The sequence below is a fragment of the Saccharibacter floricola DSM 15669 genome (assembly GCF_000378165.1).
Classification (GTDB): Bacteria; Pseudomonadota; Alphaproteobacteria; order Acetobacterales; family Acetobacteraceae; genus Saccharibacter; species Saccharibacter floricola.
In genome coordinates this window covers 1-2,651 of record NZ_KB899365.1, presented here as the reverse complement: position 1 = coordinate 2,651, position 2,651 = coordinate 1, and the positions used below count along the sequence as shown (strand labels likewise).

The window sequence follows — 2,651 nt, the reverse complement described above, 5'->3', positions numbered from 1 at the left end:
GTCTCCTTTGATCTGGCTTCCGTATTAGCGGGCGCTACGGGCATCCTGTCCGGTATTGCCCTGGTGCTGACGGGCTTAAAAAAGAAGAAAGCCGCCGCCTCTGACGCAAGCGAAGCGGCTCCTGCCGTTAACGGCATGGGCTAACCCACATGGGAGGGCTTCGGCTCTCCCTGACATCTAGAGGGAAACATCCCATGAATCCCTACTTCACAGGGGGCTTTACCCTGACCGTGCTCGGTTTCCTGACGGCCCTGATCGTCTATAGCAACCGAGCAGGTCGCAACAGCGCCCGCGTAAGCTCTGAACGCAAAGACGCGAACGACGCCACACAATCAGCAGAAGCCGCGCAACGAATGTTGGATGTCCGCACGAACGGCATACGCTCCGATAACGCGCTCATAGATACACTGGATAAGGGGACGTTTTGATGAAGCGCACCTTTTGTGCGGTGGCTTTATGCACGTTAGTAAGCTGCGCCCCTACCCGATACAAACCCCTCTGCCCGCCGCTGGTGCATTACACAGTGCAGGAACAGAAGCAGGCCGCTGACGAGCTACGCGCCCATCCTGACCTGCATGAACTGCCCGCTATGATGCGGGATTATGGGAATGAGCGGAAGGAGATGCGGAGTAGGGCGCGATAGCAACAGCTAAACCGCGCCCTCTATCGTTGGCTATTAATGAAGGAAAAGAAAATGGGGGTATGAATAGGGGTATCAAAATATTTTTAATTCTATTTTATTAAAGAAAACAAAGGATATAACATCCCAATATGACAGTCACTCTCTCCGCCAGCTTCCCTGAAGCTTTAAATTTTTCTTCTTTGGACCAAAAAGATAAAAGACGCATTCTTTCATGCCTGTACGGATCTACGTATGGTCTTCTATCGCCATCGTATCATTCCTACTCACCTTAAATCTGAATCTTAGCACTGCTCATCTGTATCTTTCAAAAAGACGAGCAGTGCAGCAAGAACGTAGCGACAAAAATTAAGAAAGCCGTCCATCCATAGCCCGAAGAACAGTCTCAATAAGGGTAGCGTCATTACTACCCTTCGCAGCTTCCATTTCCTTTTTGAGAAGATGCTTCTGCTCCTCTAAAGGCTTTTCATTCAGATGTAAGCTTTCAAACAAATTACCGATCTTATGTGCTTCGTGCTTATGAGAAAATTTATGCAGCACATGCCCACCATAAACCAAATCAAATCGACCAGATCTTTCTTCTATACCGACTTTTGCCATAACATTTCTCCATAATATTGTCTTATACCATTTCTTATATAAGAATGCTTCCCACGCCATTAAACCCATTCACAAGGAATTTTATAACTCTCCTCCATAGATGATCTGCACAATATACAAGGGCATCAATCATATTCTAGTTATAATATCGCGAGAACAAGGTAAAAGAGACGCAATTCCACGCGTTGACATCATCGACACTCAAATCTTTCAAAAGGGCGAAAATGACAGTCCACAAGGTTATAATGCTGCAGGAAGGTCAAGGAGTACAAACCGACACATCGTTAGCGACGGCAGAAGACAGTGGTTCAAAATTACACCAAGGCCTTGCTAAGCTCGATAAGTGCAAGAGACAAATCATGAAATGCTTTGACTAACAAAGAGATTAAGAAAGACGAGAAAGCTACGTCTTGTTTTGTCGTAACGGATTACGATCCCTGCAAGAAAGAACATCACAGGGACTATTTTTTGTACAGTTTGAACACAGTAAAGTAGCTCAAAAAAGCACCATCTCCCGTATTCTGTCACTATCCTACCACTTCTCAGCAGAAGTAGGTGCAACTTCGACCAAAATTTTCCTTAATACGTCCCTTTTTTGCGCACCCCGCCTGGCTATGCCTTCCCCAATCGACCTTACTGTCAATTATCGGTCAGACCGAATTAAATCAGCGTTTCCAGCAGAACATCCCAAATGCCTTGCTCTGCCCATTAACGCAACCGCACATACACTGAGTTCCATTTACCGTAACATTCATACATGTCTTTCCATGGACATCCAACACGCAAAACATAAAGCATTATGTAAATAAAAAGATGATTATCTTGTGCTGATTGAGACCAACGATCACATTCAGGTAATAAAAGACTGGGAACAACCGCTCGTTTTGGATCGATATCATCGTCTCAGTAAGGATACGAACTTATTATCAAAAGCACAGCTTCTCCTCTTTTGTATTCGTAGAAAACTACGAAAAACAGCCACTCATCAAAATTTTACATTTACTTAATATTTGATATATTTTTTTAAAATAGTATCTATATTTCAATACCAAAGCACTTTCCACACCAGAACGGCAACTAAAAGTGGAATAGAAATTTGAACAACGAGAGAAACAATCTCCCCAGTCCCTTGCTGAGCACGTTGTCGGTTATAAATCAGCATAGCAACCCGCGCTACGCAAAGAAGCAGGATAACAACCGTTACAGCAATCTTTCCGGTAATAGCTCCATACATAATGGGCGTCTCTCTTTTTTGAAACAGAATTCTTCCTACTCTCCTCATAGAAGGCAATAGTAAGCTCCGTCAACTCATCTTTCTAGGTTTTGTTGACAAATGCTGGTATCCAGATTTTCATGGCAGCGATGTTGAGAAAGGCGAGGAAGGATTTTCGTGTTTTGTCATACCGTGTGG

Annotated in this window: 5 protein-coding genes; 2 read left to right on the top strand and 3 right to left on the bottom strand. The window is 44.2% G+C overall.

The features are described 5' to 3' along the window. Nucleotides 1-194: 194 nt before the first annotated feature. A complete protein-coding gene (locus tag F457_RS0111605) occupies nt 195-428 on the top strand; it encodes a hypothetical protein (protein WP_018981298.1) in 234 nt (77 codons plus the stop codon). Continuing rightward, the gene (locus F457_RS13145; protein WP_018981297.1) at nt 428-643 is read left to right on the top strand and encodes a hypothetical protein; all 216 of its coding nucleotides are present in this window, start codon (nt 428-430) and stop codon (nt 641-643) included. The genes F457_RS0111605 and F457_RS13145 overlap by 1 nt, the downstream gene beginning before the upstream one ends. A gap of 345 nt (nt 644-988) precedes the next feature. On the opposite strand, the gene F457_RS0111595 is transcribed toward F457_RS13145, so the two are convergent. The 3 genes from F457_RS0111595 to F457_RS0111585 all read right to left on the bottom strand — a co-directional run bounded on the left by F457_RS0111595 (nt 989) and on the right by F457_RS0111585 (nt 2,474). Further along, on the bottom strand, nt 989-1,240 hold the full coding sequence (locus F457_RS0111595; RefSeq protein WP_018981296.1) for a hypothetical protein: 252 nt from the start codon (nt 1,238-1,240) through the stop codon (nt 989-991). 708 nt (nt 1,241-1,948) lie between these two features. Next, nucleotides 1,949-2,134, bottom strand: a complete 186-nt coding sequence (locus F457_RS14425; protein WP_083912774.1) for a transposase — start codon at nt 2,132-2,134, stop codon at nt 1,949-1,951. Nucleotides 2,135-2,282: 148 nt separating this feature from the next. Next, nucleotides 2,283-2,474, bottom strand: a complete 192-nt coding sequence (locus F457_RS0111585; RefSeq protein ID WP_018981294.1) for a hypothetical protein — start codon at nt 2,472-2,474, stop codon at nt 2,283-2,285. Nucleotides 2,475-2,651: the final 177 nt, after the last annotated feature.

What these genes read in the sequence shown, in the direction of transcription:
- F457_RS0111585 (WP_018981294.1), bottom strand. Translation starts at nt 2,474, where the DNA reads ATGTATGGAGCTATTACCGGAAAGATTGCTGTAACGGTTGTTATCCTG.
- F457_RS13145 (WP_018981297.1), top strand. Translation starts at nt 428, where the DNA reads ATGAAGCGCACCTTTTGTGCGGTGGCTTTATGCACGTTAGTAAGCTGC.
- F457_RS0111605 (WP_018981298.1), top strand. Translation starts at nt 195, where the DNA reads ATGAATCCCTACTTCACAGGGGGCTTTACCCTGACCGTGCTCGGTTTC.
- F457_RS0111595 (WP_018981296.1), bottom strand. Translation starts at nt 1,240, where the DNA reads ATGGCAAAAGTCGGTATAGAAGAAAGATCTGGTCGATTTGATTTGGTT.